The organism is Pseudodesulfovibrio sp. (genome assembly GCF_028692895.1).
Taxonomy (GTDB): domain Bacteria; phylum Desulfobacterota; class Desulfovibrionia; order Desulfovibrionales; family Desulfovibrionaceae; genus Pseudodesulfovibrio.
Map to the genome: position 1 here is coordinate 1 of NZ_JAQUWN010000050.1, position 25,591 is coordinate 25,591.

Annotated in this window: 30 protein-coding genes and 1 pseudogene; 10 read left to right on the forward strand and 21 right to left on the reverse strand. The window is 67.1% G+C overall.

The features are described 5' to 3' along the window. The 11 genes from PHP91_RS12260 to PHP91_RS12310 all read right to left on the reverse strand — a co-directional run. Positions 1 to 526: response regulator (locus PHP91_RS12260; protein ID WP_300140961.1), on the reverse strand; the 526-nt coding region annotated here is incomplete at its 3' end. Positions 527 to 779: 253 nt separating this feature from the next. After that, positions 780 to 1,238 (reverse strand): hypothetical protein, encoded by a 459-nt coding sequence (locus tag PHP91_RS12265; RefSeq protein ID WP_300140963.1) that lies wholly within the window; start codon positions 1,236 to 1,238, stop codon positions 780 to 782. A 13-nt stretch (positions 1,239 to 1,251) separates the two neighbouring features. After that, on the reverse strand, positions 1,252 to 1,731 hold the full coding sequence (gene smpB, locus PHP91_RS12270; RefSeq protein ID WP_300140965.1) for an SsrA-binding protein SmpB: 480 nt from the start codon (positions 1,729 to 1,731) through the stop codon (positions 1,252 to 1,254). A gap of 4 nt (positions 1,732 to 1,735) precedes the next feature. Next, complete coding sequence (gene ptsP, locus PHP91_RS12275; protein WP_300140967.1) at positions 1,736 to 3,520, reverse strand: phosphoenolpyruvate--protein phosphotransferase; 1,785 nt, start codon at positions 3,518 to 3,520, stop codon at positions 1,736 to 1,738. A gap of 2 nt (positions 3,521 to 3,522) precedes the next feature. Then, a complete protein-coding gene (locus tag PHP91_RS12280) occupies positions 3,523 to 3,825 on the reverse strand; it encodes an HPr family phosphocarrier protein (RefSeq protein WP_300140969.1) in 303 nt (100 codons plus the stop codon). A 57-nt stretch (positions 3,826 to 3,882) separates the two neighbouring features. Next, positions 3,883 to 4,671, reverse strand: a complete 789-nt coding sequence (locus tag PHP91_RS12285; RefSeq protein ID WP_366141566.1) for a PTS system mannose/fructose/sorbose family transporter subunit IID — start codon at positions 4,669 to 4,671, stop codon at positions 3,883 to 3,885. Positions 4,672 to 4,687: 16 nt separating this feature from the next. Next, a complete protein-coding gene (locus PHP91_RS12290; protein WP_300140970.1) occupies positions 4,688 to 5,239 on the reverse strand; it encodes a biotin transporter BioY in 552 nt (183 codons plus the stop codon). 6 nt (positions 5,240 to 5,245) lie between these two features. Further along, positions 5,246 to 6,229, reverse strand: a complete 984-nt coding sequence (bioB, locus tag PHP91_RS12295; protein ID WP_300140972.1) for a biotin synthase BioB — start codon at positions 6,227 to 6,229, stop codon at positions 5,246 to 5,248. Beyond that, on the reverse strand, positions 6,226 to 7,089 hold the full coding sequence (rsmI, locus tag PHP91_RS12300; protein ID WP_300140974.1) for a 16S rRNA (cytidine(1402)-2'-O)-methyltransferase: 864 nt from the start codon (positions 7,087 to 7,089) through the stop codon (positions 6,226 to 6,228). Before rsmI ends, bioB begins: the two co-directional genes overlap by 4 nt. 8 nt (positions 7,090 to 7,097) lie before the next feature. Continuing rightward, complete coding sequence (locus PHP91_RS12305; RefSeq protein WP_300140976.1) at positions 7,098 to 7,496, reverse strand: YraN family protein; 399 nt, start codon at positions 7,494 to 7,496, stop codon at positions 7,098 to 7,100. 58 nt (positions 7,497 to 7,554) lie between these two features. Beyond that, positions 7,555 to 8,199 (reverse strand): ribonuclease HII, encoded by a 645-nt coding sequence (locus PHP91_RS12310; protein ID WP_300140978.1) that lies wholly within the window; start codon positions 8,197 to 8,199, stop codon positions 7,555 to 7,557. A 142-nt stretch (positions 8,200 to 8,341) separates the two neighbouring features. Here PHP91_RS12310 and serS point away from each other — a divergent pair, with 142 nt between their 5' ends. Continuing rightward, entirely contained in the window at positions 8,342 to 9,622 is a 1,281-nt protein-coding gene (gene serS, locus PHP91_RS12315) for a serine--tRNA ligase (protein ID WP_300140980.1), read from the forward strand. An 81-nt stretch (positions 9,623 to 9,703) separates the two neighbouring features. Here serS and PHP91_RS12320 read toward each other — a convergent pair whose 3' ends face one another. Beyond that, entirely contained in the window at positions 9,704 to 10,057 is a 354-nt protein-coding gene (locus PHP91_RS12320; protein ID WP_300140982.1) for a DVU0772 family protein, read from the reverse strand. A gap of 70 nt (positions 10,058 to 10,127) precedes the next feature. After that, positions 10,128 to 10,550, reverse strand: coding sequence for a hypothetical protein (locus PHP91_RS12325; protein ID WP_300140984.1), 423 nt, complete (start codon positions 10,548 to 10,550; stop codon positions 10,128 to 10,130). 75 nt (positions 10,551 to 10,625) lie between these two features. Between PHP91_RS12325 and PHP91_RS12330 the strand changes: the two genes are divergently transcribed. The 4 genes from PHP91_RS12330 to PHP91_RS12345 all read left to right on the forward strand — a co-directional run bounded on the left by PHP91_RS12330 (position 10,626) and on the right by PHP91_RS12345 (position 13,906). Then, positions 10,626 to 11,111 (forward strand): CinA family protein, encoded by a 486-nt coding sequence (locus PHP91_RS12330; RefSeq protein ID WP_300140986.1) that lies wholly within the window; start codon positions 10,626 to 10,628, stop codon positions 11,109 to 11,111. Between the two features lie 196 nt (positions 11,112 to 11,307). Continuing rightward, the gene (locus tag PHP91_RS12335; RefSeq protein WP_300140988.1) at positions 11,308 to 12,099 is read left to right on the forward strand and encodes an amino acid ABC transporter substrate-binding protein; all 792 of its coding nucleotides are present in this window, start codon (positions 11,308 to 11,310) and stop codon (positions 12,097 to 12,099) included. A 26-nt stretch (positions 12,100 to 12,125) separates the two neighbouring features. Next, positions 12,126 to 13,142 carry an ABC transporter permease subunit gene (locus PHP91_RS12340; protein WP_300140990.1) on the forward strand — a complete coding sequence of 339 codons (1,017 nt, stop codon included), beginning with the start codon at positions 12,126 to 12,128 and terminating at the stop codon, positions 13,140 to 13,142. Further along, positions 13,142 to 13,906 (forward strand): amino acid ABC transporter ATP-binding protein, encoded by a 765-nt coding sequence (locus PHP91_RS12345; protein WP_300140992.1) that lies wholly within the window; start codon positions 13,142 to 13,144, stop codon positions 13,904 to 13,906. The genes PHP91_RS12340 and PHP91_RS12345 overlap by 1 nt, the downstream gene beginning before the upstream one ends. Positions 13,907 to 14,101: 195 nt before the next feature. On the opposite strand, the gene PHP91_RS12350 is transcribed toward PHP91_RS12345, so the two are convergent. Both PHP91_RS12350 and PHP91_RS12355 read right to left on the reverse strand, forming a co-directional pair. Next, the gene (locus PHP91_RS12350; protein ID WP_300140993.1) at positions 14,102 to 14,962 is read right to left on the reverse strand and encodes a GNAT family N-acetyltransferase; all 861 of its coding nucleotides are present in this window, start codon (positions 14,960 to 14,962) and stop codon (positions 14,102 to 14,104) included. 23 nt (positions 14,963 to 14,985) lie between these two features. After that, positions 14,986 to 15,756 carry a polysaccharide deacetylase family protein gene (locus PHP91_RS12355; RefSeq protein WP_300140994.1) on the reverse strand — a complete coding sequence of 257 codons (771 nt, stop codon included), beginning with the start codon at positions 15,754 to 15,756 and terminating at the stop codon, positions 14,986 to 14,988. Between the two features lie 96 nt (positions 15,757 to 15,852). Here PHP91_RS12355 and PHP91_RS12360 point away from each other — a divergent pair, with 96 nt between their 5' ends. From PHP91_RS12360 to PHP91_RS12375, 4 genes are all read left to right on the forward strand, one after another. Then, a complete protein-coding gene (locus tag PHP91_RS12360; RefSeq protein WP_300140995.1) occupies positions 15,853 to 16,962 on the forward strand; it encodes a radical SAM protein in 1,110 nt (369 codons plus the stop codon). 138 nt (positions 16,963 to 17,100) lie between these two features. Beyond that, on the forward strand, positions 17,101 to 18,273 hold the full coding sequence (locus PHP91_RS12365) for a glycosyltransferase (protein ID WP_300140996.1): 1,173 nt from the start codon (positions 17,101 to 17,103) through the stop codon (positions 18,271 to 18,273). Further along, positions 18,266 to 19,558, forward strand: coding sequence for a glycosyltransferase family 4 protein (locus tag PHP91_RS12370; protein ID WP_300140997.1), 1,293 nt, complete (start codon positions 18,266 to 18,268; stop codon positions 19,556 to 19,558). The genes PHP91_RS12365 and PHP91_RS12370 overlap by 8 nt, the downstream gene beginning before the upstream one ends. Positions 19,559 to 19,698: 140 nt before the next feature. Next, entirely contained in the window at positions 19,699 to 19,941 is a 243-nt protein-coding gene (locus tag PHP91_RS12375) for a DUF4911 domain-containing protein (RefSeq protein WP_366141567.1), read from the forward strand. On the opposite strand, the gene PHP91_RS12380 is transcribed toward PHP91_RS12375, so the two are convergent. The 3 genes from PHP91_RS12380 to PHP91_RS12390 are packed head-to-tail and all read right to left on the reverse strand — an operon-like array spanning position 19,938 to position 21,829. Next, positions 19,938 to 20,330 carry a PqqD family protein gene (locus tag PHP91_RS12380; protein ID WP_300141001.1) on the reverse strand — a complete coding sequence of 131 codons (393 nt, stop codon included), beginning with the start codon at positions 20,328 to 20,330 and terminating at the stop codon, positions 19,938 to 19,940. The two genes, PHP91_RS12375 and PHP91_RS12380, sit on opposite strands and share 4 nt — an antisense overlap. Next, positions 20,317 to 21,222 carry a hypothetical protein gene (locus tag PHP91_RS12385; protein ID WP_300141003.1) on the reverse strand — a complete coding sequence of 302 codons (906 nt, stop codon included), beginning with the start codon at positions 21,220 to 21,222 and terminating at the stop codon, positions 20,317 to 20,319. The genes PHP91_RS12380 and PHP91_RS12385 overlap by 14 nt, the downstream gene beginning before the upstream one ends. A 1-nt stretch (position 21,223) precedes the next feature. After that, on the reverse strand, positions 21,224 to 21,829 hold the full coding sequence (locus PHP91_RS12390) for a hypothetical protein (protein WP_300141005.1): 606 nt from the start codon (positions 21,827 to 21,829) through the stop codon (positions 21,224 to 21,226). A gap of 117 nt (positions 21,830 to 21,946) precedes the next feature. Here PHP91_RS12390 and PHP91_RS12395 point away from each other — a divergent pair, with 117 nt between their 5' ends. Continuing rightward, positions 21,947 to 23,533, forward strand: a complete 1,587-nt coding sequence (locus tag PHP91_RS12395) for a SpoIIE family protein phosphatase (RefSeq protein ID WP_300141007.1) — start codon at positions 21,947 to 21,949, stop codon at positions 23,531 to 23,533. Between the two features lie 48 nt (positions 23,534 to 23,581). Here the strand turns inward: PHP91_RS12395 and PHP91_RS12400 are convergent, their stop codons facing one another. The 3 genes and pseudogenes from PHP91_RS12400 to PHP91_RS12410 all read right to left on the reverse strand — a co-directional run. Further along, positions 23,582 to 24,439 carry a hypothetical protein gene (locus tag PHP91_RS12400; RefSeq protein WP_300141009.1) on the reverse strand — a complete coding sequence of 286 codons (858 nt, stop codon included), beginning with the start codon at positions 24,437 to 24,439 and terminating at the stop codon, positions 23,582 to 23,584. A 50-nt stretch (positions 24,440 to 24,489) separates the two neighbouring features. Continuing rightward, on the reverse strand, positions 24,490 to 25,251 hold the full coding sequence (locus PHP91_RS12405; protein WP_300141010.1) for a hypothetical protein: 762 nt from the start codon (positions 25,249 to 25,251) through the stop codon (positions 24,490 to 24,492). A gap of 8 nt (positions 25,252 to 25,259) precedes the next feature. Beyond that, positions 25,260 to 25,591: pseudogene (locus PHP91_RS12410) on the reverse strand (hypothetical protein); the annotation flags it as partial.

Sequence of the window (25,591 nt, forward strand, 5' to 3'; positions counted from 1 at the left end):
CCGCGGTCTGGTCCCAGGCGGCCTTGAGAGCGGCCAGGAAGGTGTCCTGCTCCTCGTCGGGCAGGGGGAGTTGGACGGTCTGCTCGTCGCCGAAGTCGTCGGGCTCGGCCTCGGCCGCGTCGTAGGCCTGGGGGGGCGGCACCTCGCGGAAGCGGGTCTTGAAATTTTGGAGCCGGTCGATGGTCCGGGCCATGCGGCCCGGCGCGGGCGGCCAGAGCAGGTAGTCCGTGGCCCCCAGCTCGAAGGCGGCGTAGGCCTGGGTCTCGGAGTCGGAGATGAAGACCAGGGCGGGCTTGTGCTTCCGCCCGGCCAGCATCTGGGCCATCTCGATGCCGGAGGCCCCGCCCGGCAGGTCCACGCCCAGGAAGAACACGCCGTAGGGGATGGACTCCAGGAGCTCCATGGCCTCGAAGGCGGAGACCGCTTCGCCCAGGACCTGCACGAACGGGACGTCCTCCAGGACGTCGCGCAGGGCGGTGCGCACTTCCGGGTCGGGATGGACGAGCAGGGTCTTCAGCTTGGGCATGGCTGGGTTCGGCCTCGGCTGTTGAAAAACGGCGATCCGCTTCGTCGCTTCAGGAAGTTCAAACGCTCGCGTACAGGAAGTACGCTTCGAGTTTGAACTTCTTTCGCGCCTCGCGTTTCATCATTCTTGGACAGCCTCTGATTTTGCGTTGTGCGGTTTGCCAGGGTTCCGGGGGCACGGTATCCTCCATTATCCCGTAACCTTATTCGCGGCCGGGCGCAAGTTGCCGCGTGTGATTCCATTGACCGGGCGGTCAATTGCGCCGTCCGCCTTCGCCGCCGACGCGCACGGGCCGGGAGCGCTCCACGCCCTTGAGCGCGCCGCTCTTGTCGAAGACCGGGGCCCAGTCCGGGAACTCGCCGGACAGGATGCGTTGGCGCATGTCGGCCAGGAACTGCTTGGCCTGGGCGTCGGTGACGGGCGAGTCGTCGGCGTTGCGGGCGGTCATGACGAAGACCACGTCCCAGAGGGGGCAGTAGGCGTCGGCGTTGCGGCGCATGGCCTCGAAGGTCAGGCCGGGCTTGACCGGCTCGCTCGCGTCGAAGAGGACGACGCCGAGGGAATCCACGCCCGAGAGGTCCTGGCCGGGAAACAGGGCCTGGAGCGCGTCGTCGCCCTCGGCCCGGGTCAGGCGCAGGTAGACGTAGAGCAGGTGGAAGCGCCTGCCCGTCGCGAGGCAGCCGTCGACCAGGTCCTCGAAGGTGTGGAGCATGGGGAGGCCCCCCCTACTTGTAGTCGGCCAGTTGGCGCGCGGTGTCGCGGGCCATGTCGCGGGCCTTGAGGTCTTCCTTTTTGGAGTGGACGTTCTTGCCGCGCCCCAGCCCGATCAGAAGCTTCACCTTGCCGTGGGAGAAGTAGAGCTTCATGGGCACCACGGTCAGGCCCTTTTGGTCGGTCTTGGCCTGGAGGGTGTCGATCTCATGCTTGTGCAGGAGCAGGCGGCGCGGCCGCTCCGGGTCGTGCTGGTCGTAGATGCCGGTCTTTTCGTAGGGGGCGACGTGCACGCCCACAAGGTAGGCCGAGCCGTCGCGGAACGCCACGTAGCCGTCCTTGAACGCTACGTGGCCGCCGCGCAGGGACTTCACCTCGCTGCCCAGCAGGGAAATCCCGGCCTCGAAGGTCTCAAGGATCTCGTAGAGGCGGTGGGCCTGCTTGTTTACCGCGATGGAGTCGGGAGAGGAGCTTTTGTTCTTTTTCTTGGCCATGGGCTTATGACGGGGCCTCGTCGTTTTCCAGCAGGGAGGTGAAGAAGGTCACCTCGTCCGGAAAGTGCTTGAAAATGTTGTCCATCACCAGGTTGTTGATTCGGCTGACCGTGCGGCACTCCAGCACGTCCCTGAGCAGCTTGCGGCAGTCGTGCATGTTGGTCTGCCGGATGATCCGCTTGATGCCGGGGATGGCCTGGGGCGTCAGCGAGATGGAGTCGATGCCCATGCCGAGCAGGATGGGCACGCAGAACGGGTCGGACGCGACCTCGCCGCAGAGCGAGACTTCTATGCCCGCCTGGTGCGCCGCGTCAACCACCAGCTTGATGGAGCGCAGCGTGGCCGGGTGGAGCGGCTGGTAGAGGTAGGAGACGTGGTGGTTGGTCCGGTCCACGCCGATGGAGTACTGGATCAGGTCGTTGGTGCCGATGGAGAAGAAGTCCACCTCGTGGGCCAGGTATTCGGCGATCATCACGGCGGCGGGCAGCTCGATCATGATGCCCACCGGCATGTCCGGGTCGTACTCCACGCCCTCGCGCCGCAGCTCGGCCTTGGCCTGGGCCAGCCACGCCTTGGCCTGGCGGACCTCCTTGACCCCGGAGATCATGGGGAACATCAGCGAGACGTTGCCGAAGGGCGAGGCGCGCAGGATGGCCCGGAGCTGTGTCTTGAAGAGCTGCGGGTTCTTGAGGCAGAAGCGGATGGCCCTAAGGCCCATGGCCGGGTTGGCCTCGCCCAGTTCCCCGAAGGCGGCGATGAACTTGTCCGCGCCGAGGTCCAGGGTGCGGAAGACGACCTTGCGCGGGTTCATGATGGCCGCGAGGTCGATGTACTTCTCGGCCAGCTCCTCCTCGTCGGGCAGGTCGGTGCGGTTCAGGTAGGCGTATTCCGTGCGGTAGAGGCCCACGCCCTCGCCGCCGTTGTCGATGACCGAGGCCACCTCCTCCACCAGCTCGATGTTGGCCATGACCTGGACGCGGGAGCCGTCGAAGGTCTCGGCCGGGAGGTGGCAGTGGCGTTTGATCTTGCGGGTGTAGTCCTCGAAGAACGCGGCCCGTTCGTTGTAGTCCTCCAGCTCGCTTTCCGAGGGATTGACCACGATCTTGCCGGACAGGCCGTCCAGGACGACAAGGTCGCCGTCGTGGACCACGTCCTCCAGCCGGTCCACGCCCACCAGGGCGGGGATGCCCAGGGAGCGGGCCATGATGCCGGTGTGCGAGGTCTTGCCGCCGCGCACGGTGGCGAAGCCCATGATCTTGTCGACCTGGAGCTCCACGGTGTCGGCCGGTGTCAGGTCGTGGGCCATGATGATGGCCCGGCCGGACATGGAGGCGAGGTCGGTCTCGGCCCCGATGAGCTTGGCCTGGACCTTGTCCGCCACCACGCGCACGTCCTGCATGCGCTCGCGGATGTACGGGTCGTGGATGGCCCCGAACACGGCCTCCTGGTCGGCCACGGCCTTTTCCAGGGCCCAGGCCGCGTTCAGCCCGAGGGTCCGGACGTGCTCCTCGGCCGCGCCCGAGAGCTTGGGATCGCGGAGCATGAGCAGGTGGGTGTCGATGAGCAGCCCGTACTCCTTGAGCTCGGCCGGGACCTGCTCGCGGATGGCGGTGAGCTCGGACCCCACGTCGGCGAAGGCCTGGTGGAGGCGCTCCACCTCGGCGGGCACCTGTGCGGCGGACACGGTCTGCCGGGGCAGGTGCGCCTTGTGGTTCCGGTTGACGAAGAACGCCTTGCCGATGGCGATGCCCGTTGCGACCGGTATGCCCGTCAGGACCTTGTGTACCATGGCTAGTCTTCCAGGTTCCTTTCGAAGAGCGTTTTCAGGGAGTCGAGGGCCTCGCCGGCGTCCTCGCCCCTGGCCAGTATCTGCACCACCTCTCCGGGCCCAGCGGCCAGGGTCAGGACGTCGAGGATGGACTTGGCGTCCGCCCTGTTCTCGCCCGCCAGGAGGTATATCTCGGAGCGGAAGGACTGGGCCCTCTGGGCGAGCTTGCCCGCGGGCCGGGCGTGCAGCCCGTGCTCTCCGCGAACGACCACCCGCACCGAGGCGAAGTCCTGCTCCTGGTCCGTTGTCTGCATGTCTTCCGTCATTTCCTTTCCGTTTGTTGTAACCGCTTTTCTATGGCCGATTGTCCAAAAAATAACAAGCTAAAGCAGGCCGCGAATCCATTGCTCCACCAGGGGGAAACGGTCGATGGCCACGACGAAGATGGCGGCCGCGAAGGCCCGCGACATGACCCCCGTGCGCACGAACCGGGCGAAGAGCAGAAGCGCCGCCACGCCCCCCAGCCACTCCCACCGGTCGAAGGGGCGGGGCCAGATCAGGATCCACAGCCAGAGCAGCAGCAGGGCGTTGGCGTACTTGACCCGGCGGCCCCAGTTGATCAGGTCCAGCCGCTTGAGCCGCTCCAGGAACTTGAACCCCTGGCGCAGGCCGCCCACGAATGTGTAGACGCGGAACGCCTGGAGCGCGGCGAAGAAGCCGCAGCCCAGGAGCATGGGCGCGGCCGTCTGGCCCGAGAGCAGCAGGCAGATGGACAAAAGCGCCCAGAAGATCAGCAGGCTGCCCGCGAAGACGGAGTCGCCCAGGGCGGACAGGGTGTAGGCGGTGGTGTCCTTGACCTTGGCCAGCATCTTGGCCGGGAACCGCCCGGCCGCGATGGCCGTCTCCACGTGCAGGAAGATGCCCACCAGGCATGGGGTCCAGAAGGGGTGGGACTGGTAGTGGCCGATGTACCGCTTGCAGGCGGCCTTGAGCGCGGCAGGGTCGCCGTGGTGGACGGCCCGGAGCCCCGGCAGCATGGCGTAGATCAGGCCGATGTTCTGCATGCCGCGCGTGTTGAAGCCCGCCCCGGCCAGGTAGCAGCGCACGAAGCTGCGCAGGAAGGCCATGGCGCGGGTTTCGGCGCCCAGCCCATGCAGACTCTTCTCCAGCACGCGCGCGAGCCCTCCGTCAGCGCTGGCCCGGCAGCAGGCCGAAGCGGTGGAGGTGCCGGGCGCAGAACAGGGCGGCCACCACCTTGAGGCCGTCCCAGGGGATGAACGGGACCACGCCCGCCAGCCACGCCTTGGTCCAGGAAATGGAGAGGACGAACTTCAGCCACACGGCGCCCATGGCGTAAAGCGTGAGCAGCGCGCCGCCGCCGAAGGCCAGGCCCGAGCTCCAGGTGAAGCCCAGGGTGGAAGTCCGGGCCAGGCCGCACAGCCAGGAGGCCGCCAGGAACCCGAAGAGGTAGCCGCCCGTGGGGCCGAAGACGTGGCCCAGCCCCGCGCCGCCGCCCGCGAAGACCGGCAGCCCGAGGAGGCCCGCCAGCATGTAGAGCCCCATGGCCAGCGGCCCGCGCCGGGGCCCGAGGGCATAGCCCGCCAGGAAGACGAACAGGGGCTGGAGGGAGACCGGCACCGGCCCGATGGGCACGATGAGGTAGGCCCCGGCCGCCACCAGGGCGGCCATGAGGGCGGTCCAGATCAGCCCGTGCAGGTCGGTGAGGGAATTGTTGGGCATCCGTCGCTATCCTTTGTCCCCGTCGGCCGGGACCAGTCCCGCCCGTTTCATTTCATCGAAATCCGAGGCCACGTCCCCGCCCTTGGTGGTCAGGTAGTCGCCGATCATCAGGCCGGAGGCGCCGGCCGTGAGCAGCTCGCCCTTGCGCCCCGCCCCGAAGACCGTGGGCCGCCCGCCGCAGATGCGCAGGGCCCGGTCCGGCAGCAGGAAGCGGTACACGGCCACGATGCGCAGCGCCTCCTCCGGGGAGAGCAGCGTCCGGTCCGCAAGCGGGGTGCCGGGCGCCGGGTGCAGAAAGTTGATCGGCACCGAGTCCACTCCGAGCTCCCGCAGCAGCAGGGCCAGCTCCACCCGGTCGTCCCAGGTCTCGCCGATGCCGAAGATGCCGCCGGAGCAGACGTGCAGCCCGGCCTCGATCGCGTTCCGCACCGCGTCCACGTCCTCGTCGTAGCCGTGGGTGGTGCAGATGCGCGGGAAAAAGGTCCGCGACGTTTCCAGATTGTGATGATACCCCGCGAGGCCCGCCTTTTTCAACGTCTTTAATCGCCCGGCGGCGAGGATGCCCGCCGAGAGGTCCGGGGCCAGGCCGAGCCGGGCCAGCCGGGCCACGGATTCGGCCAGGGACGCGAGGTCCCCCTCGGACGGCGACATGCCGCTCAGGACCACGCCGAAGCGCGCGGCCCCGGCCGCCCTGGCCGCCCGTCCGGCCGTCTCGATCTCCTCCGGGGAGATCAGCGGGTAGACCGGGCTCTCGGCCCGGTGGCGGGCCGACTGGGCGCAGAAGGCGCAGTCCTCGGAGCAGCGGCCCGAGCGGGCGTTGACGATGGCGCAGAGCGAGACGCGGTTGCCGAACCGGGCCAGCCGTATCCGGTGGGCCGCGTCCAGCAGCTCGGGCAGGCGGCCGTCGGGCAGTTCGATGAGTCGCCGGATGTCGGCGTCGGACGGGACCGCGCCGTCGAGCGCCTTGCGGAGGATGGGGGAGAGGCTCATGCGTCGCGCATCAAAGCATAGACTTCCTTGGCTGTCCAGCCGGGGGCTCGGTCGGCCACGCGGCGGGCTATCTCCTTGGGCTTGCCGCCGGCGGCGGACTCCTCCTCGACGATCCGGGCGATGTCCTCCTCCCCGGTCTGGGCCTCGGCCTCGGGCGGGCCGACCAGGACCGTTATCTCGCCGCGCATCTCCGGGTCCACGCCCGAGATGTCGGCCAGGGAGCCGGACACGAACTCCTCAAAGTCCTTGGTCAGCTCGCGGGCGATGCAGAAGGGCCGGTCGCCCAGGACCTCGCGGCAGATGGCGAGCGACCCCTTGAGCCGGGACTTGCGCTCGAAGAAGACCAGGGTGGCCCCGGTGTCGCGATGGGCGGCCAGGAGCTTCTCGGTATGCCCCTTGCGCCGGGGCAGGAAGCCCAGGAAGGTGTAGGGCAGGGGCGGCAGCCCGGAGGCGGACAGGGCCGTCACCGGCGCGCTCGGGCCGGGCACGGGCGTGACCCGGATTCCCCGCTCGCGGCAGGCCCGCACCAGGGTGAAGCCGGGGTCGGACAGCAGCGGCGTCCCGGCGTCGGAGATCAGCGCGACCGACGCGCCGTTCTCCAGAAATTCGAGCACCTTGGGCAGCCGTTTGTCCTCGTTGTGCTCGTAGAAGCTCATCAGCCGCCCGGCGTGGGCGAGCCCCAGGCGGGCGAAGAGCGACCCGGCCCGGCGCGTGTCCTCGGCCAGGATCAGGTCCGCCGTGGAAAGGACCCGCCGGGCGCGGGGCGAAAGGTCGTCCGCGTTGCCGAGCGGCGTGGCCACCACGTGCAGGACGCCGCCCGCACCGTGCCCGTTCTCGTCTTGCATGTCGGATTCGGTCATGTCTGAACTCACCAGCCGGGGCCGAGCCCCTCGGCGTCGAAAGCGTTCTCGATGTGCTCCACGTCCAGGGACGCGCCCGTGTCCGTGACCCCGGCCAGGTCGAACCGGCAGGGGACGTCCCACAACTCGTTCTTGGTCAGGTATTGCCCGGCGGCCCGGACCAGCCGGGCGCGCTTGGCCCGGGTCAGGCCGTCGGCCGGGGAGCCCATGGTCCCGGCCGCGCGCGTCTTGACCTCGACGAAGACCAGGGTGTCGCCGTCGCGGCAGACCAGGTCCAGCTCCCACTGGCGGTGCCGCCAGTTGCGCTCGATGACGCGCATCCCGCGCGACTCCAGGTAGCGCGCGGCCGCGTCCTCGCCCAGGTCGCCGCGCCGCCGTGAGGGTATCACCTTGGAAAAGAGGCCCATGCCCGGACACGTAACACAGCGGCGCACGGGACGCCACCATGGCGCGGCCGCCGGAAAATCAGAAAAGGCTGCCCTGCCTCGGCGGGGCGGCCTCCTCGGGCTTCACGCCCCGGAAGGTCAGGCGGTGCTGCGGGCACGGGCCCAGCTTTCGGATGGCCGCCATGTGCGCCTCGGTGCCGTAGCCCATGTGCGTCTCCAGGCCGTAGCCCGGATAGCGCCGCCCCAGCTTGACCATCAGCCGGTCCCGAAACGTCTTGGCCAGGATCGACGCCGCCGAAATGGCCGGGACCAGCCCGTCGCCCTTGATGACCCACTCCTGCGGCACGTCCAGCCGGAGCGCGTGGGCCGGAATGCGCTGGTTGCCGTCGATGCGCAGGAAACGGGGCGTGCGCCGAAGCGATCGCACCGCCCGGCCCATGGCCAGGAACGTGGCCTGGAGGATGTTCACCCGGTCGATCTCCGGGGCCCAGGACACCCCCACCGCCCAGGCCACGGCCTGCTCGCGGATCAGGTCGTACAGCGTCTCCCGCCGGGCCGCGGTCAGCTTCTTGGAATCGTTCAGGCCCGGCAGGTCGTATTCCCCGGGCAGGATGCACGCCCCGGCCACCACGGGCCCGGCCAGGCAGCCGCGCCCGGCCTCGTCCACGCCCGCCACGAACTCGGCGGCGTGCCGGGCCGGAGTGAAAAGGGAGTTCTCGCTCATGGGGGACGTTCTGCCCGAAATCGGCGGCGAAGGAAAGGACCGGCGGGAGAGGTCGCACGATGCGGGGCCGTCGTCGCCCCCCTTTTCAATCGGTCCGTCTTGCTGTAGTACGGGGGGCGAATCGAATCGAGGAGATAGGGGAATGCTTGATCTCAAATTGATGCAGAGGGACCCGGACGTTGTCCGCGAGAGCCTGAGGAAGCGGAATTCCAAGATCGACGTGGCCGAGTTCCTGGCCATGGACGAGCGGCGCAAGGCGCTGATCGCCGATGTGGAGGCGCTCAAGGCGACGCAGAATCGCGTGGGGCCGGAAATCGCCAAGCGCAAGCGGGCCGGCGAAGACGCCGAGGATCTTCTGGAAGAAATGAAGCGGGTGGCCGAACGCGCCAAGGAGCTCGACGCCGAGCTGTCCCAGGTGGAGGCGGCGGAGAAGGAATGGATGATGTCCGTTCCCAACATTCCGCACGCGTCCGTGCCCGTGGGGGTCAGCGAGGAGGACAACCCGGTTGTCCGCGTGGTCGGGGACGTGCCGGCCTTTGATTTCCAGCCCAGGGAGCACTGGGAGCTGGGCGTCGCCCTGGGCGGACTGGACTTCGAACGCGCGGCCAAGCTGGCGGGCGCGCGGTTCTGCGTGAGCTTCGGCTGGTGCGCCCGGCTGGAGCGCGCCCTGGCCCAGTTCATGCTGGACACCCAGACCGGCCTGCACGGCTATACCGAGGTCATCCCGCCGTACATCGTCAACCGCAGGACCATGACGGGCACGGGCCAGTTGCCCAAGTTCGAGGAGGACCTGTTCAAGCTGACGGACGAGCGCGACTTTTTCCTCATCCCCACCGCCGAGGTCCCGCTGACCAACATCTATGCGGACGAGGTGCTGGACGAGGAGGCGCTGCCGGTCAAGTTCTGCGCTTTCACACCGTGTTTTCGGTCCGAGGCCGGGTCCTACGGCAAGGACACCAAGGGGCTGATCCGCCAGCACCAGTTCCACAAGGTGGAGATGGTCAACTTCGCCCACCCGGACCACTCCTACGAGGCCCTGGAGGACATGACCAGGTCGGCGGAGAGGATCTTGCAGTTGCTCAAGCTGCCGTACCGGGTCATCACCCTGTGCACGGGCGACATGGGTTTCGGCGCGGCCAAGACCTACGACATCGAGGTCTGGCTGCCGGGCCAGGACAAATATCGCGAGATATCCTCCTGCTCCAACTGCGAGGACTTCCAGGCTCGCCGGGCCAACATCCGGTTCCAGCCCAAGGGGGCCAAGAAGAAGGAGTACGTCCACACCCTGAACGGCTCCGGCCTGGCCGTGGGCCGCTGCCTGGTGGCGGTCATCGAGAACTATCAGCGCGCCGACGGCTCCATCGTCATTCCCGAGGCCCTCAAGCCCTACATGGGCGGTATCGAGGTGGTCGAGCCGAAATAATCCTCCGCGCGCGACGGGACGAAAAAAAACGGGCCGCTCCTTTCGGGGCGGCCCGTTTCCTTTTTCAGGCGGCGGGGCGGATCAGCGATCCAGCTCCTTCTCCAGCCATTCGCGGATGGGCGGGGTCAGGGCCAGAATCCCCTTGATGCCCCCCAGGTCGTCGGTAAGCTGCTTGGCCAGGGCGTCGGGAATCTTCTTGGAGCAGAGGATGGTGGAGCCGTAGTTGTTCATGCGCATGAGCACCACCTTGGGCTCCTCCCAGGTGTCGATGGCGAAATAGATCGAATATTCGCCGCTGCGGGTCACGGGGGAGCGCATGGCGTCGCGATAGTTGTTGTTGCCCCACTCCAGGTACAGGGTGACGGCGTCCTCGTGGATCATGTCCCAGTTTACTTCATTGAGCCATTGCCTGCAGGCGTTGACATCGTCGCTCATGTGCTTCTCCGTGGTTTGCTGTATGTACGTTCCATTCATAGTAAGTCGGGATAGGGGCCGCGTCCAGTTCTTACGGGTCGATGCCGCTCTCCTTGTTCTCCCGGACCACGCGGGCCAGCACGGCGAACCCGGCGAGCAGGGACAGGGAGGCGAGTTCGCGCGTCCACAGGGCCCAGACCGTGTAGCCGGAGACCGGCAGGGCGAGCAGGAGCCACAGCCACTTGCGCCGGTTCCAGGGCGCGGCCACCCAGTCCTTTTCCCACTCCACGGCCGCGTGGACCAGGCGCAGCCAGCGCGTGTCGCGCCGGACGGGCGCGGGCCAGCGGAAGAATCCGGCGGCCAGCAGGATCAGCCCGGCCGAGGCGCAGAGCGGGCCGTGCAGCAACAGCGCGAGGCACAGGACGGCCAGCCCGGCGAGGTGCAGGGTCCAGTTCCATGGCTCCCGGTGGCGGGCCAGGGCCAGGGCGGCGAGTTCGGCGGGGGTGAGGGTCATGGTCGCTCCTGGCGGCACGATACCCGGCGGCCGGGGTCATTGCAACCGGCCCGGCTCTCGGGTAAACAGGGAGGCATGGATACCCTACTCATCTCCCGCGCCGTGGCCGAGCTGGGCGAATGCCTGCGGGCCAACGGCAGTTTCCTGGCCACGGCCGAGTCCTGCACCGGCGGGCTCCTGGCCTCCACCCTGACCGACGTCCCCGGCAGCTCCGAGTGGTTCAGGGGATCGGTGGTGGCTTATTCCAACGATGTGAAGCGCGACTTGCTCGGCGTTCCGGCCGACGTGCTGGAGGCGCACGGCGCGGTCTCGGAGGCTGTGGTCCGGGCCATGGCTCAGGGCGTGCTGAAGGCGGTGGGCGCCGACGTTTCCGTGGCCATCTCCGGCGTGGCCGGTCCCGGTGGCGGCACGCCGGAAAAGCCCGTGGGCATGGTCTGGATGGCCTGGGCCTGGGCCGGGGGCGTCCGTGCGCGGCGCTACGATTTTTCGGGCGACCGATGGGCGGTCAAGACCCAGTCGGTCATGTCCGCCATCAACGGCCTGCTCTCCGTGGTTCGCTAGGGCCGGGGCTTCGGCCGCTTGCCGATTGGCCGAACGAACGACGGAATTGCCGGCTCGGCACGGTCCTTTTGTTCTCGGCAGTTTAATATATTGAAATGACATGCACAATTCATCGTTGCCAAGGCGGGTGAAAAACATTAACAGTTACAGTCTTGTGTAACTGCCCGTAACGTTTGAATCCCGAGTGAGGTGTACGATGAAACGTTTATTTTTCGCCCTGTTGCTCCTGGCGCTCACCCTGAGCGCGGCCGCCGCCATGGCGGCCGATGATTCCTGGAACCGCGTCAAGGAGTCCGGCAAGCTGGTCATCGGCCTGGACGACGCCTTCCCGCCCATGGGTTTCCGCGACGAAGCGGGCGTCCTTGTCGGTTTTGACGTGGACGCGGCCGAGGAAGTCGGCAAGCGCCTGGGCGTCGCCATCGTCTGGCAGCCCACCGAGTGGAAGGGCGTCATCAACTCCCTGTACGCCAAGAAGTTCGACTGCATCTGGAACGGCATGACCATCACGCCCGAGCGCCAGCAGAAGGTCGCCTTCTCCAAGCCCTACCTGATGGACGGCCAGATCGCCACCGTGCGCGTCAACGAGACCGCCATCATGTCCCTCAAGGCCCTGGGCGGCAAGAAGATCGGCGTGCAGGCCGGTTCCCCCGCCCTGGAGGCGGCCAAGGAACTGCCCCAGAAGGCCGCCGAGATCCGCGAGTACGACACCAACCCCAAGGCCTTCCTCGACCTTGAGGCCGGACGCATCGACTCCGTGGTCGTGGACAACGTCACCGGCCGCTACTACATGGCCTCCCGGCCCGGCAAGTATCGCGCCCTGCCCGGCTTCATCACCAAGGAGCCCTTCGGCATCGCCTTCCGCCTGGAGGACGCGGCCCTGCGCGGCATGGTCCAGAAGGCCATCGACGAGATGATCGCGGACGGCGCCATGGGCGCCATCTCCCGCAAGTGGTTCGGCGAGGACGTCACCAACCCGGCCCAGTGGTAGCGAGCGTCGTGAGACCAAGGTTTGACATGGCGAGGAGCGCCGCGCTGACGGCGCTCCTCGTTTTTTGCCTCTGCGTCCCGGCCTGGGCCGCTCCGTCGGGCGGGCAGGCCGAGGCCGACGCGCTCCTGCGCCGCGCCGCCGACATCATGGTCACCGGCGACCTCAAGGGCGCGGTGGCGGTGTATCTCCAGGTCCCGGCTCCCGGCCCCGAGGGGGACGAGGGCCAGTTCGCGTCGAGCCGGATGCAGGCCGCGCGGCTGGAGTTCGCGGCGGGGGACTACCCGGCCGCCCTGAACGTCGTGGACGAGCTCCTGGCCGTGTATCCCGACAACATTGAGGCCGTGCGGTTCCGCGCCTCGGTCACGGACGCCATGCTGCCCCAGTGGCGGCGGCTGCTCAGGGACACGGTCAAGTTCGTGCCCCACCTGCTCAAGGGCAGCGTCATGACCCTGATGCTGGTCTTCTTCACCATACTGGTCTCCCCGCTGGGCGGCCTGGTCATCGCCCTCGGGCGCATCTCGAATTTCCGGCCGCTCAGCCGCGCCTGCTGGTTCGTCATCTGGCTCTTCCGGGGCACGCCGCTCCTGCTCCAGCTCTTCTTCATCTACTACGGCCTGCCCGCCATCGGCATCACGCTCCGGCCCGTCCCGGCGGCCCTCATCGGCCTGGGGCTCAACTACTCCGCCTACCTGGCCGAGATCATCCGCTCCGGCATCCTGTCCATCGACCGGGGCCAGATGGAAGCGGCCGAGGCCATGGGTATGACCTACTGGCAGGCCATGCGCCGGGTCATCATCCCCCAGACCTACCGGGTCATCCTGCCGCCGGTGGGCAACGAATTCATCGCGCTGATCAAGGACACGGCCCTGGTCTCGACCATCGCCATGGTCGAGCTGATGCGCACGGCCGACCAGCTCTTCAACGCCTCGTTCAACGTCACGGTGCTCGGGCTGGCCGCCGTGATCTACCTCGCCTTCACCACGGTCTTCACCTTCGCCTTCGAGTGGCTGGAGGCCCGGGTGGGGGCCTACGAGCAACGCTGATGCACGCGCTTCTGGAACTGAGGGACATCGTCAAGAGCTTCGGCGGGCACCGGGCCGTGGACCACGTCTCCCTCGCCCTGGCCCCGGGCGAGAAGACGGTCATCATCGGCCCCTCGGGGTCGGGCAAGTCCACCCTGCTGCGGGCCATCAACTTCTTGGAGACCATCGACTCCGGGACCATCCTCTTCGACGGCCGCGAGGTGGGCTACCGCACGGTCAAGGGCAAGCTCGTCCTGGACAAGCCGAAGCACATCTGCAAGCTGCGCACCCAGATCGGCATGGTTTTCCAGCACTTCCACCTTTTCCCGCACATGACAGTACTCGGCAACGCCATGGAGGGCCCGGTCACCGTGCTGGGCGCGCCCATGGACGAGGCCCGCAAGGTCGCACTGTCCATGCTGGAGAAGGTGGGGATGGCCGATTTCGCGGCCCGCTACCCGGCCTCGCTCTCCGGCGGGCAGAAACAGCGGGTGGCCATCGCCCGGGCCCTGGCCATGCAGCCGAGGCTGATGCTCTTCGACGAGCCGACCTCGGCCCTGGACCCGGAGCTGGTGGGCGAGGTCTTCGCCACCATCAAGCAACTGGCCGACGAGGGCATGACCATGATTATCGTCACCCACAACATGGGCTTCGCCCGCGAGATAGCGGATCGGGTGGTGTTCATGGAGAACGGCTCCCTCCTGGCGCAGGGCGCGCCGGACGAGTTCTTCGGCGAGCACTGCCGCGACCCGCGCATCCAGAGCTTCATCGACCGCATCTTTTAAGAGGTTGCGGCCTCTCGCCGGGGGCGGAGGGCGCTCCGTCCGATGTCCCGAGGTGAAGCGGCCGTGCTTTTTTTGAACTCCGGCCGGAAGATGGCGGAAGCCCGGATTCCCGGTTCGGGTTCAGGAGCGGGCCGCGGACGCCGGACAAGGCCGCGGCGGGACGGCCTGGAAACGGGGGGTGGCGGGCTGCCGGTGCTAGTCGAGCTTCAGGCCCAGGAGGACGATCTCGGAGTAGGCCAGGTCGATGTCCCCGGGCAGCACGCGCGACGACTTGTAGAAGCGCGGGGAGGGCAGGGGCTCCGGCGTCGCGCCGGGGCCGTTGTCCAGGACGAAGCGGCGGTCGGCCGCCAGCACGCAGTCGCCGTCCGGGAGCAGGGCGCGGGCGATGTCGGGCGCGCGCTCGGTGAACAGGGCCGGGTTGCTGCGGTAGAGCACGTCGTAATAGAGGACGTCGTTCCCCTTTTTGGCCACCGAGAGCAGGAGCAGGCAGAGGCAGCAGCGGGTGGAGACGAGGACCGGGGCGGCGGCCAGCCCGGCGTGGTGCTCCAGCACCAGCGCGTCGGGCGGGGAGGCCAGCCGGGCGATCTCGGCCGGGTCGGTGAAGATCTCCAGGTTGTCGAACGACTTGCCGTCGTTGCGCCAGACCAGCCGTTCCGTGTCCAGCACATCCATGCCCAGCCGCTTGAACAGGTCCACCCGCTTGGGCGAGAGGGAGCAGACCACGTAGGTCGAATCCGGGTCGTCCGTGGCCATCTCGACCATGGCCCGGCCCAGTCCCTGTCCCCGGTATTCCTTCTTCAGGTACCAGGACGAAAAGTTGACGAAGCGCTCGCGCTTGAGCCCCAGGGGGCGGGAAGAGCAGACGTGGCCGTGGAAGCCCACGATCTCGTCCCCGTCCTCCACCACCAGGCCGAAGTCCGGCTTGCGGCCGCACCAGCCGGGCGAGAACAGGGCGCGCCAGCGCTCGGGCGGGAAGTCCGGGTTCATGTGCGTGGCCAGCAGGCGGCAGATCGCGTCGATGTCCCGGGGGGTGGCCCGGCGCAGGGTTGGGTTCATTGATCGGTCCTCGGTGTGCGGCTTCAGGCGGGCCAGATGTCCGCGGGGCTGATCCAGTCGGCGGCCGGGTGGGCCTTGACCAGGGCGAGCAGCTCGTCCATGAACGCCCAGGCCTCGGCGTCCATGGCCAGGTGATGGGTCAGGATGCCGGTGGGCTCGTCCGGGTCCACGGCGCCGGCACGCTTGTCCCGCAGGTGGGCGACGATGCGTTCAACGCACTTTTCCGCCCCGGCGAAGCCGGCGGGCTTGTGCTTCCAGGTCAGCAGGTCGCAGTGGGCGTCGGCCACGCGCAGGCCGCTGGGCGGCACCGGGCGCTGGTGGCGGAAGCTGGCCGAGAGCCCCCGGTAGCCCATGACCGGCAGGTAGGGAAGCAGGTCCGAGTCCAGCCGGTTCCACGGCGGCACCAGCACCGGCAGGAAATGGTCCTTGAAAAGCTGGGAGAGCTTGCGCATCCCCTGCCGCAGTTCCTCCAAGATCACCGACTTGGGCCGGTGCGCGCCCAGCTCCCAGGCGCCCTGGCCCTTTTCAGCGTGGTTCGCGTGGGCCCAGCCGTGCTGGAGCACCCAGATGTGGTGCTGGCCCGAGACGTCCTTGCGCAGGGGCTCGCCCGTCTCGGCCGGGATCACGGCCAGGCCGCAGGGCGCGGCGTGCCCGTTGCTCAGCTTGAAGAGGCGGTCCAGCTCGACGCACGGCCTGGCGGCGTCGTCGTCCCGCCACCAAAGGGTGGCGCGGGCCTCAAGGCCGGTCCAGGCGTCCAGTTCGCGGGTCAGTGTCTGCAGTGCATCCGTTGTCATGGGAGAGGGAGCATAGCAGAGGTATTCAAAAACTCCAAGAGGGATGCTGGCCTTTTGCCCTGATACGTGTCAGGAAGGTGCGCGAGAGGAAACGCCATGACAGCGCCCGTGAACAGCCTCATCTGGAACATGACCCGCAAGTGCAATTTCCGCTGTGAATATTGCTACTTCCCGCACGACAACACCCCGGTGACAGAGACCCTGCCCGTCCGGCGCGTCACCGACTTTCTGGACGCCACGGACCGCGCCTGGACCGTGGGGCTGACCGGCGGCGAGCCCTTCATCTACCCCGGCTTCGTGGACATCTGCCTCGCCCTGACCGAAAACCATTTCATCGGCGTGGACACCAACCTCTCGGTCTCGTCCAAGGTGCGCGACTTCGCCGAGCGGGTGGACCCGGCCCGGGTCCAGGACCTCTACGTGGCCCTGCACATCGAGGAGCGGGAGCGGGTGAGGGGCGTCCCGGCCTTCATCGAGAACGCCCGGCTGCTCATGGACCGGGGGTTCAAGGTCATCGTCAACTACGTGGTCCACCCCACCCTGGAGGACCGCTTCCCGGCCGATTGCGCCTTTTTCGCGGAGCACGGCATCGCCATCACGCCGCGTCCCTTCCGGGGGAGCTTCGAGGGCCGCCGCTATCCCGAGGCCTACGGCGAGCGGGCAGGGGCCATCTTCGCCGACCACCCGGAGCAGGGGTTCAAGATCGCCTTCAACTTCCTCGGCGTGCCCTGCTCGGCCGGGCGAACCCTGCTGCGCATGGAGCCGGACGGCACGGTCATGCGCTGCCCCGGCGACAAGACCGTGCTCGGCAACGTCATGGAGGAGGTCCGGCTGCTGGACGGGGCCGAGCCCTGCGCGCGCAAGCGCTGTCCCTGCCGTGGGCTGGACCACGTCGCTCTCACGCCCGTGCAGGCGGCGTTGGTTGAGGGCGTGCAACTGGCAGTGGTCGGCGACGACGGCGGCGCGGGCCGGGCCTTCGCCCGCGCCCTGGACCTCGCTCCCGGCCATCCCTGCGCCGAGAACAACCTCGGCGTGCTGGCCTGGCGCGCGGGCGACCGCGCCGGGGCGGCCCGGCGATTCTCGCACGCCCTGGCGGCCCGGCCGGACCATGTCCCGTATGCGGAAAACACTTCCGGCGCGGCGGGCGCTGCGGATTTCGATCCGGCCCTGTGCCTGGACGTCAACCCGGAAGCCCGCGGCCGCTAGGGCTTTGGGCGGGACGGGTGGTGGCGCCGGATGATTCTCCTCTCTTCTGGACAGAACCCGCGTAACCCGATAGTCTCCGAGGCATTGCGCCGGGGCCGGAAGACGGCCCGCCGTGTCTTTGAGGCGTGATGTGAGGATATGGCACCGAATTCGTACAACATATTGATGTACTCCCACGACACGTACGGTCTGGGACACATCCGGCGCACCCTGGCTATCGCCCGCAACCTGGTGCGGCCGGGGGTGAACATCCTCATCGTCACCGGCTCGCCCATCGCCGGGCGATACTCCATGCCCGCGGGCGTGGACTTTGTCCGTATGCCCGGCATGATCAAGAAGACCAACACCGTCTACGTGCCCCATTCCATCAAGGTGGAGCCCAAGATGGCCATCGCCATCCGCAAGAACATCATCCTTTCCACCTGCAAGGCCTTCAAACCCGACCTGTTCATCGTGGACAAGGTGCCCTCCGGCCTCAAGAACGAGGTCATGCCCACCCTCAAGTGGATCAGCAAGAGCCTGCCCTGCACCCGCGTCATCCTCGGCCTGCGGGACATCCTGGACGACGCCGAATCCACGCGCCGGGACTGGGAACGCAAGAAATTCCACGAGATCCTGCGCGACTACTACTCCGAGATCTGGGTCTACGGCGAAAAGGACCTGTACAACCCCATCAAGGAATACGCCTTTCCGGACGACATCGCGGAAAAGACCGTGTTCACGGGCTACATCCCGCGCAAGGTCCCGGCGGTGCGCAAGTCCGTCCGGCGGCGGCACAAGCAGGTCCTGGTCACCATCGGCGGCGGCGGCGACGGCTACATAGTGCTCGACAACTACCTGAAGATGCTGGAGACCAACGGCACAGTGGACTTCCACACCGTGATGATCACCGGCCCCTTCCTGGACCTCAAGCGCCTGGACGAACTGGCCGACCGCGCCCGCGCCCTCAAGGTCCGGATCAAGCCCTTCATCAAGAACATCGAGAAGCAGATGGCCGAGGCCGACCTCGTGGTCACCATGGGCGGCTACAACACCCTCTGCGAACTGCTCTCCCTGCGCAAGCCCGCCCTGGTCATCCCGCGCGACAACCCGCGCAAGGAACAGCTCCTGCGCGCCAAGGTCTTCAAGGGGCGCGGACTGTGCGACTACATCCGCTGGGACGACGTCACCCCGGAACTGCTGCGCGAGAAGGTCAACGGGCTGCTCGAAGACCCCGGCCGCTGCGTGGCCGACCTCGAACGGTTCCGCATGACCGGGCTCGACGTCATGTGCGAGCGCCTCGCCCACTTCCGGGAACATTGCCGTGACTGACGAAAACCCCAGGGGCCGGACGCTGGGCATGGTCCTCAAGGGCTATCCCCGCATCTCCGAGACCTTCATATCCAACGAGATCCGCCTGCTTGAAAAGATGGGATTCGACATCCACATCTACTCCATGCGCGCCCCGCGCGAAAATTTCTCCCACGCCTCGGTCAAGGAGATCCGGGCCAAGGTCACCTACCTGCCCGAGTCCATGATCTGGGGGCTGCCCGCGCTGCTCTGGCACAACCTGCGCCTGGTCCTGCGCCACCCCCGGCGCTACTGGAAATGCGTGAAGCTCATGCTGCCGCGCTTCCGCCTTGCGCCCAAGAAGCACACCTGGGTCAAGCACCTGCTCCAGGGCGGCTACATCATGCAGAAATCCGTCATCGACGACGGCGTGGACCTCGGGCACCTGCACGGCCACTTCGCCCACACGCCCACCACGGTGACCATGTACGCCGCCTGCCTGGCCGACGTGCCCTTTTCCTTCACCGCCCACGCCAAGGACATCTATACCCAGGACCCGCGCCGCATCGCCGACAAGCTCGACCTGGCGCGGTTCGTGGTCACCTGCACCAGGTACAACGCCGCCCACCTGCGCGAGATCGCCCCGGCCGACAAGCCGGTCCACTGCGTCTACCACGGCATCAACCTCGACCTCTTCTCCCCGGAAGGCCGCGCCCCCGAAGCCGCGCCGCCCTATCGCATCCTGACCGTGGCCCGCTTTGTGGAAAAAAAGGGCATCGACACCATCCTCGAGGCCCTCGCCCTGCTGCGCCGGTCCGGGCTCGACTTCCGCTTCACTCTGGTCGGCCAGGGCAAGAAATCCTTTGACCGCAAGGTCCGCGCCTGGATCGACGAACTGGGCCTGGCCGACGTCACCGACATGCCGGGCACCATCACCCATGACCAGGTCATCGACCTGCTCCACGAGGCCGACTGCTTCACCCTCGGCTGCCGCCAGGCCGCGGACGGCGACCGCGACGGCATCCCCAACGTGGTGGCGGAGGCCATGGCCACCGGCGTGCCCGTGGCCGCCACCGATATCTCCGGCGTGCCCGAACTCGTCGCCCACGAACGGACCGGCCTGCTCTGTCCGCCCGACAACCCGGCCGCCCTGGCCGACATCATCCGCCGCGCCCTGACCGACCAGGAACTGCGCCGCGCCGTCATCCCCGCCGCCCGCGAAAAAGTCCGGGCCGTGTTCGACAACAAGCGGCTCATCCGCGACCTCGGCGAAATCTACATCGCCCACGGCGTCCCCTGCCCCGGCCGGGACGCGGAACAGGCGTAAGGGGAGCCCTCGGCCACCCTGCCGGAGGGAGCTGCCCAGGCTCCGCCGCCGGGCCGCCCGTCGAGAGGCTTGCCTTTCCCCGCCCGACCGGATACCACGCGGGCATGGCTTCACCTTCGCGCCGCAGACCCCGGAAGCGCGTGCTTCCGCCGCCGCCCGAGCAATCGGAGCGCCTCTACGTGCGCGTGGACCCGGCGGACATCGCTCGGTTCCGATTCCTCCTGGAGGGGCACGACAACCTGGGGCTGTTCACGGTGGTGAACAAGTTCGAGGGGGTGCTGCTGCTCCGGTTCAGCCCGCACCAGCGGCGCGAGATGGACCGGTTCCTGCTGCAGGCCGGGGAGATGATGCGGGTGGAGCGCGTCTTCGAGCCCGGCCGCTAGTCCGGGTCCTTCAGGCCGATGATGCCGCGTTGGCCGATGGTCCGGATGAAGGCGGTGACGCTCAGCTCGGCCTCGCGCGGCTGGACCTGGTAGCGGTCGGTGAAGGCGCGGGCGATGTCGCGCACGGAGCGGCTGCCGTCGATGAGGTCCCAGACAAAGGAGCCCAGTTCGTCCAGCTCGACCCGCTTGGTCATGGGGCGGCCGTCCCACAGGCCCACGGCGTCGGCCATGCGGCCGAACCACGGCTTGACCGCCAGGGGGTAGGCGAGCCGCACCAGCCCTTCCCCGGCCGGCTCCTCCTCCACGGCCCGGTTGCGCACCGGGACCATGTCCAGGGCCTGGCTCCGGGGCATGGCCGGGGCGGGCCGTTTCTTCCTAAACAATCCCATAGCTTTGCACCACGGTGTCGAATTCCGCCGCGTCCACCGGGTCCGAGCCCGTCGCGGTCACGGCCAGGATGGCGTTCTTTCCGGCCAGGCGGACGACGCCGCGCGCCCGGATTTCCCGACGCAGCAGCCGTCTGAGGAGCGAGGTGCGCGATACGCCCGCCCATGCCAGGCCGTCCGGGGTCGCCTCGGGGACCGGCCGTTTCGGGAGGTCGAGGATCTCGCGGGACCAGTCGGCCAGGTCGCGGCCGCGCAGGAGCGCGTCGGCCGGGACGAACCGCTCGAAGGTCAGGCGGACGCCCGGCCCCTTGCCCGCCGGGAGCCGGTCCTGCCGCCGCATGGAGCGGGTCCGCCAGTATTGGACGGTGAAGCGGCCTGGCTTGAAGGAGAAGGTCTCCAGCCGGAAGCGGGCCGGGACGCGCGCGGCCAGGCCGAACATGGCCCAGGGCACGGTCTTGCCGCCCGAGTGGTCGCGAAAGGAGGCCAGGACCGTGGCGGCCAGGTCCTCGTCTTCGGGCGTGCGCACGAAGAACTGGACCAGGGCGGCCAGGCCGGTGGCGGGGTGGTGCAGGGCCGCGCCCAGGCCGCGCTCGTCGCCCGCGCGCCACAGGAAGCTGCGCAGGGCCAGGCCGGAGTCCTCCAGCCCGCCGACGGCCGAGGCCCAGGCCGGAGGCGTGTCCGCCGGGTCCACGGGCAGGATGTCCGCGTCGCGGTTGCGCCGGGAGAGCCGCTTCATGTGCCGGGCGAAGGAAAAGGTCCCCTGGACCACGTTCCACTTCAGTTCGCAGGCGGGCCGCCCTCCGCATTCCAGCAGCAGGCCGTCCCGCTCCAGCGAGGCGGGCTCCCAGGCGTCGGGGGCGCGCAGGCCCACGCCGTTCCAGGCCAGGTCGGTCATGCTATCTGGGCACGAAGGCGTTCAGGTCCTTGATCTTGCTCGGGCCGCCGCGCTTCTTCTCCAACTGGTCCATCCGCTCCCTGAAGCAGGCGTATTCGGCGTCCATGGCGGATTCAAGGGTCATCTTGATGGACACGCCGGGGCGGGTCTCCTTGTCGCGGCTCCACATCAGCAGCACGGAAACCCTCCGGTCTCCCTTGGTGAAGTCCCACTGCCAGGCGATGACGTTGCGGAAGGTGTCGCCCTGGTAGCTGTCCGGATCGCCGAAGGCGGCCTTGTACCGCGCGAGCAGGTCCTCGAAGAGGGCCTGGCCCCGGTTGTGGAACTTGAGCTTGATGCGGACCAGCTTGTCCTTTTCCTTGCAGTTGGCGTAGGTCAGGCTGCCTCCGCGCACGCCGTCCAGGAAGTCCGGCTTGAGGTGCATCTCGGTGAGGAAGGGGGAGTCAGGCATGGGGGAAGCGAGCTTCAGATCGCAGCAGGAGGCGTATTCATGGACGTTCTCGCCGAGGGTGAACCCGCCCAGTGCCAGGGGAAACCCCCGGCCCGCAAAGGCCGACGACGCGGAGAGAAGGAGGGCCAGCGTGACGAAGGCGGTGAATTTTCTCATGGTGCAATACTTCCTTTTGCAGAAAAGAATTGTTCGCTATAGTCGTGCCAACTTTTGATTAAACGAGATTCAGCCCGATGGCAAAGCATGTGAGCAGGAAAATAACGGGATGACGCAATGAAACCGGTATCGTCCACCCTCAGGGCCGCCGCTTATTACGCCATGGCCGTCTTCGGCGGCACCCTCTATGGCGCGCGCGTCTGCCCCTTCATGACAAAGCTCCCGTCCTGGATGCTCGGGGCGGCCATCCTCGCGCCCCTGGTGGCGGCCTTTTGCCTGCGGGGCGTGGCCGAGCGGGCGCTGGTGGAGCCCGCGCCGCCCGTGCGCCGGGGGCGGCGGCAGTTCCGCGTGGAGCTCGGGCTGTTCATCCTGGCCGGGCTGGTCTCGGCCCTGGGGCTGTTCCTGGTCTTCGGGCTCCCCTTCATGGAGAGCGGGCTGAAACTGGCCGTGGGGCTTTTCACCCTGGGCGTGTTCGCGGCCCTGGACCTGGCCTTGGCCCGCGAGCGCGAGGTCATCGGCGAGGCGGCCCGGGGCGGGGCGAGCTACGACCCACCCGTGCGGTTCACTCCCATGACCCGCACCGTGGCCCTGGCCGCCGTGCTCATCCTGTTTTTGGTCACGGTGGTCATCCTGCTCGTGCTCCTGCGCGACGTCGGCCTCTTCGCCCTCCAGGGCCCCCATCCCGACGCCGTGGCGTCCTTCAGCCGCACGGTGCTGCGCGAGGTGATCGTGGTCATCTCCCTGCTCCTGCTGCTGGGCGTCAACCTCGTCTTTTCCTACGCCCGCAACCTGCGGCTGCTCTTCGCCTTGGAGACCGGTGTCCTGGAGCGGGTCAGCCGGGGCGACCTGACCCGCCAGGTCCCGGTCATCACCAACAACGAGCTGGGCGTCATCGCCGGGCACACCAACGAGATGATCCGCGCCCTGCGGGAGGGCATGCGCATGCGCGAGGGGCTGCTCATCGCCCGCGAGATCCAGCAGCATTTCCTGCCCGACCACGCGCCGGACCTGCCCGGCCTGGAGATGGCCGGCACGGCCCGCTTCTCCGACGAGACGGGCGGCGACTTCTTCGACTTCATCGAGTGCGAGCAGCCGGGCTGCACGCGCTACGGCGTGGTCATCGGCGACGTTTCGGGCCACGGCATCGGCGCGGCCCTGCTCATGGCCGCCGGGCGGGCCCTGGTCCGCCAGAGCGCGTCCATGCCCGCGCCTCTCTCCCGGCGGATGGACATGGCCAACCGCCACCTGGCCCGCGACGTGTGCGAGAGCGGCCGGTTCATCACCTTGTTCTTCATGGAGATGGACCACGGGGCCGGCCGGGCCGCCTGGGTCAACGCGGGACACCAGCCGCCCCTGGTCTACGACCCGGCCGCGGACGGGTTCTCCGAACTCAAGGGCGAGGACATCCCGCTCGGGGTGGAGCAGAGTTGGCTGTATCACGAGCACGAGGCCGCTCTGCCCGCGCCGGGGCAGGTCCTGGTCCTGACCACGGACGGGGTGTGGGAGGCGGTGAACGACCTCGGCGAGATGTTCGGCGGGGAGCGGCTGCGCGAGGCGATCCGGTCCGCCGCCTCCGGGAGCGCGCGGGACATCCTGCGGGCCGTGGTCCGCCGCCTGCACGAGTTCACGGGCCAGACCGCGCAGCGCGACGACGTCACCCTGGTGGTCATTAAGGGCGTGGAGCGCCCCCAGGAAGCCGCCTAGGCGGCGGGGATGCACGGAGCGGGCGGCGGGAGTTTCCCGAAAGGGCTGCTACTCGGCGGCGTCCTTATAGTATGCCGTCCAGGGGTTGCACAGGATGCGCCGCACTTTTTTCGACTCCCGGTCGACAAGGGTGAAGCCCAGGTAACCGGCCTCTATGCTTTCCCTGCCCGTCAGCGTCCATTCGCCGAAGGCCCAGTCCCCGTCGTCGAGGCGCTCGACATAAAAGGAAGTAGCCCCGAATGCTCTATTCTCTTCAGCAACGAAGATGCTGATCGCCTCTCGAGTCTTGCCGCCGGTCTGCGTTGTATAATCTTTGCGCAGGCGGACTCTGTTGACATCGGCCTTGAACAGATGGGGCGTCGAGGCGTCCTGCCGCAGGGAACCGAGCTTCTCAATGATTTCAGCAATATTGTTCTGCCATAACGTCTTGAGTTTGGCATAACCCATGTTGGGTGGATAGGTGTCCGTTCCCCGCTTTGACTTGTCGAGCAGCTTAGCCTGATACGGGTTAATCATGACCCAAACCAATTCATCTTTCTTGGCCGGTGAGTTCTTTATAAACTCCAATGTGATAGGGGCTTCCCCCTTTGAAGAGGGTGGAAATTCCAACCAACGGCTGAATTGCCAACCGCAAGCGAGCGGAAGCGCGTAGGCTGTGACCTCCGGGGCTTCGTCAAAGCTGTTGGCGCTGATGATGATCGTATCTTGGAATATGGAGTTGCATTCCTCCCATGGAGTGTTGAACTCCCCCCTCGCCCCGATCACCCGGATCATATACGGCGAATAGAATGCATATCCTGTAAACCAGGCTATTTCACCGCCATTGTTGAATATCTGGCAAAGGGTCTTGTCTTCAATTCGTGTAAAACGCTTTAAATCCAAAGCAAGAGCGGCTTGAGAGCTCAACAATATGGCGAACAGGAGCAGCGCCCCCGCCCGCCATATCCTACCTTGTTTTATTGAACGGCGAAATGAATATGATCTTTGTGCCCTCGAGCCATTGAGGGTATCTTCTCTCTGCCGTTGCTTTTGATCTGCTCTTGCAAATGAGGGCCGAAGCATTCTCTCATCCCCTTATGTTCGCGCATAATTTCCTGGAGCTTCTTTACATTCTCCTCGTTGGCGGGATCACTTACAGGTATTCCGTTGATTTTGTTAATGTCAATAGCTTTTCCTTGATAGTGTCTGCTCCTTGAACCGCCGTGGTCTCCGCCCGTTGTGCTATTGATATTGAGGTCAAGCCCTGATTCTACGGCAATTTCTTCGACTGCTGTTGCCAGATCGGGGTGGACGGCGCAATCGGGTGATGGGTTTTCAGGGACGTCATTGTCGAATGTCAGGGTCGGGCCATTATCTCCGCCAGGGCGGGTATCAAACTTCCTGCCGCGATAGGGGCTCGGGGTAAAAGGTGCAAGTTGTCTTTTCCCGTCTTTTATCCTGGCGGATTCAGGCACTGTTGGGGTGACCTCACGCAATTCCGCCCGTTGTTCGGGAGTCTCCGGTTTTTCGGTGGCCGCATCAGGTTCTGGTTTCTTCGTGGGCAGCGGCCTCTCTGATGGTTTTTCTTCCGCAGCCAGATTGGTTTTCCCCTTGTCCGGATGCTGACTGCCATCGTGACCCTGTTGCCGGTCGTCCGGGATTTGAGGCTTGGCATTGTCTGCCCGTTCCTCTTCATCCTCGCCGCCGGTCGGGGCCTTGGCATTAGCTGCGGCAAACACCTCCAGCTTTACTCCCGCCCCCTTTTATACGGAAGCGCTTCCCCATGATCGCCGCCATCCCGTTCGTAATTGTATTCTATGGTCCGCATGTCCGAACGCTTTGCGCCTTGCCGATCCCCTTGTTTCGTGCTCTCGTTTTCGATACCTGCATACCCCAGATACTTCCCATACGCGGCGTCGGCGTCCTTCTCGTCAAATTTGGCCTCGGAGAGCACGTACTTGTTGATGAGGTCGAAGGCCGCGTCGTCGTGGGCCTGGACGGCCTTTTCGTCCTTGGCCCCGAGCGCCCCCTTGGCGATGCGTCTGAGGCCCTTGTCGAGCACGGTGCGGGAGCGCTCGT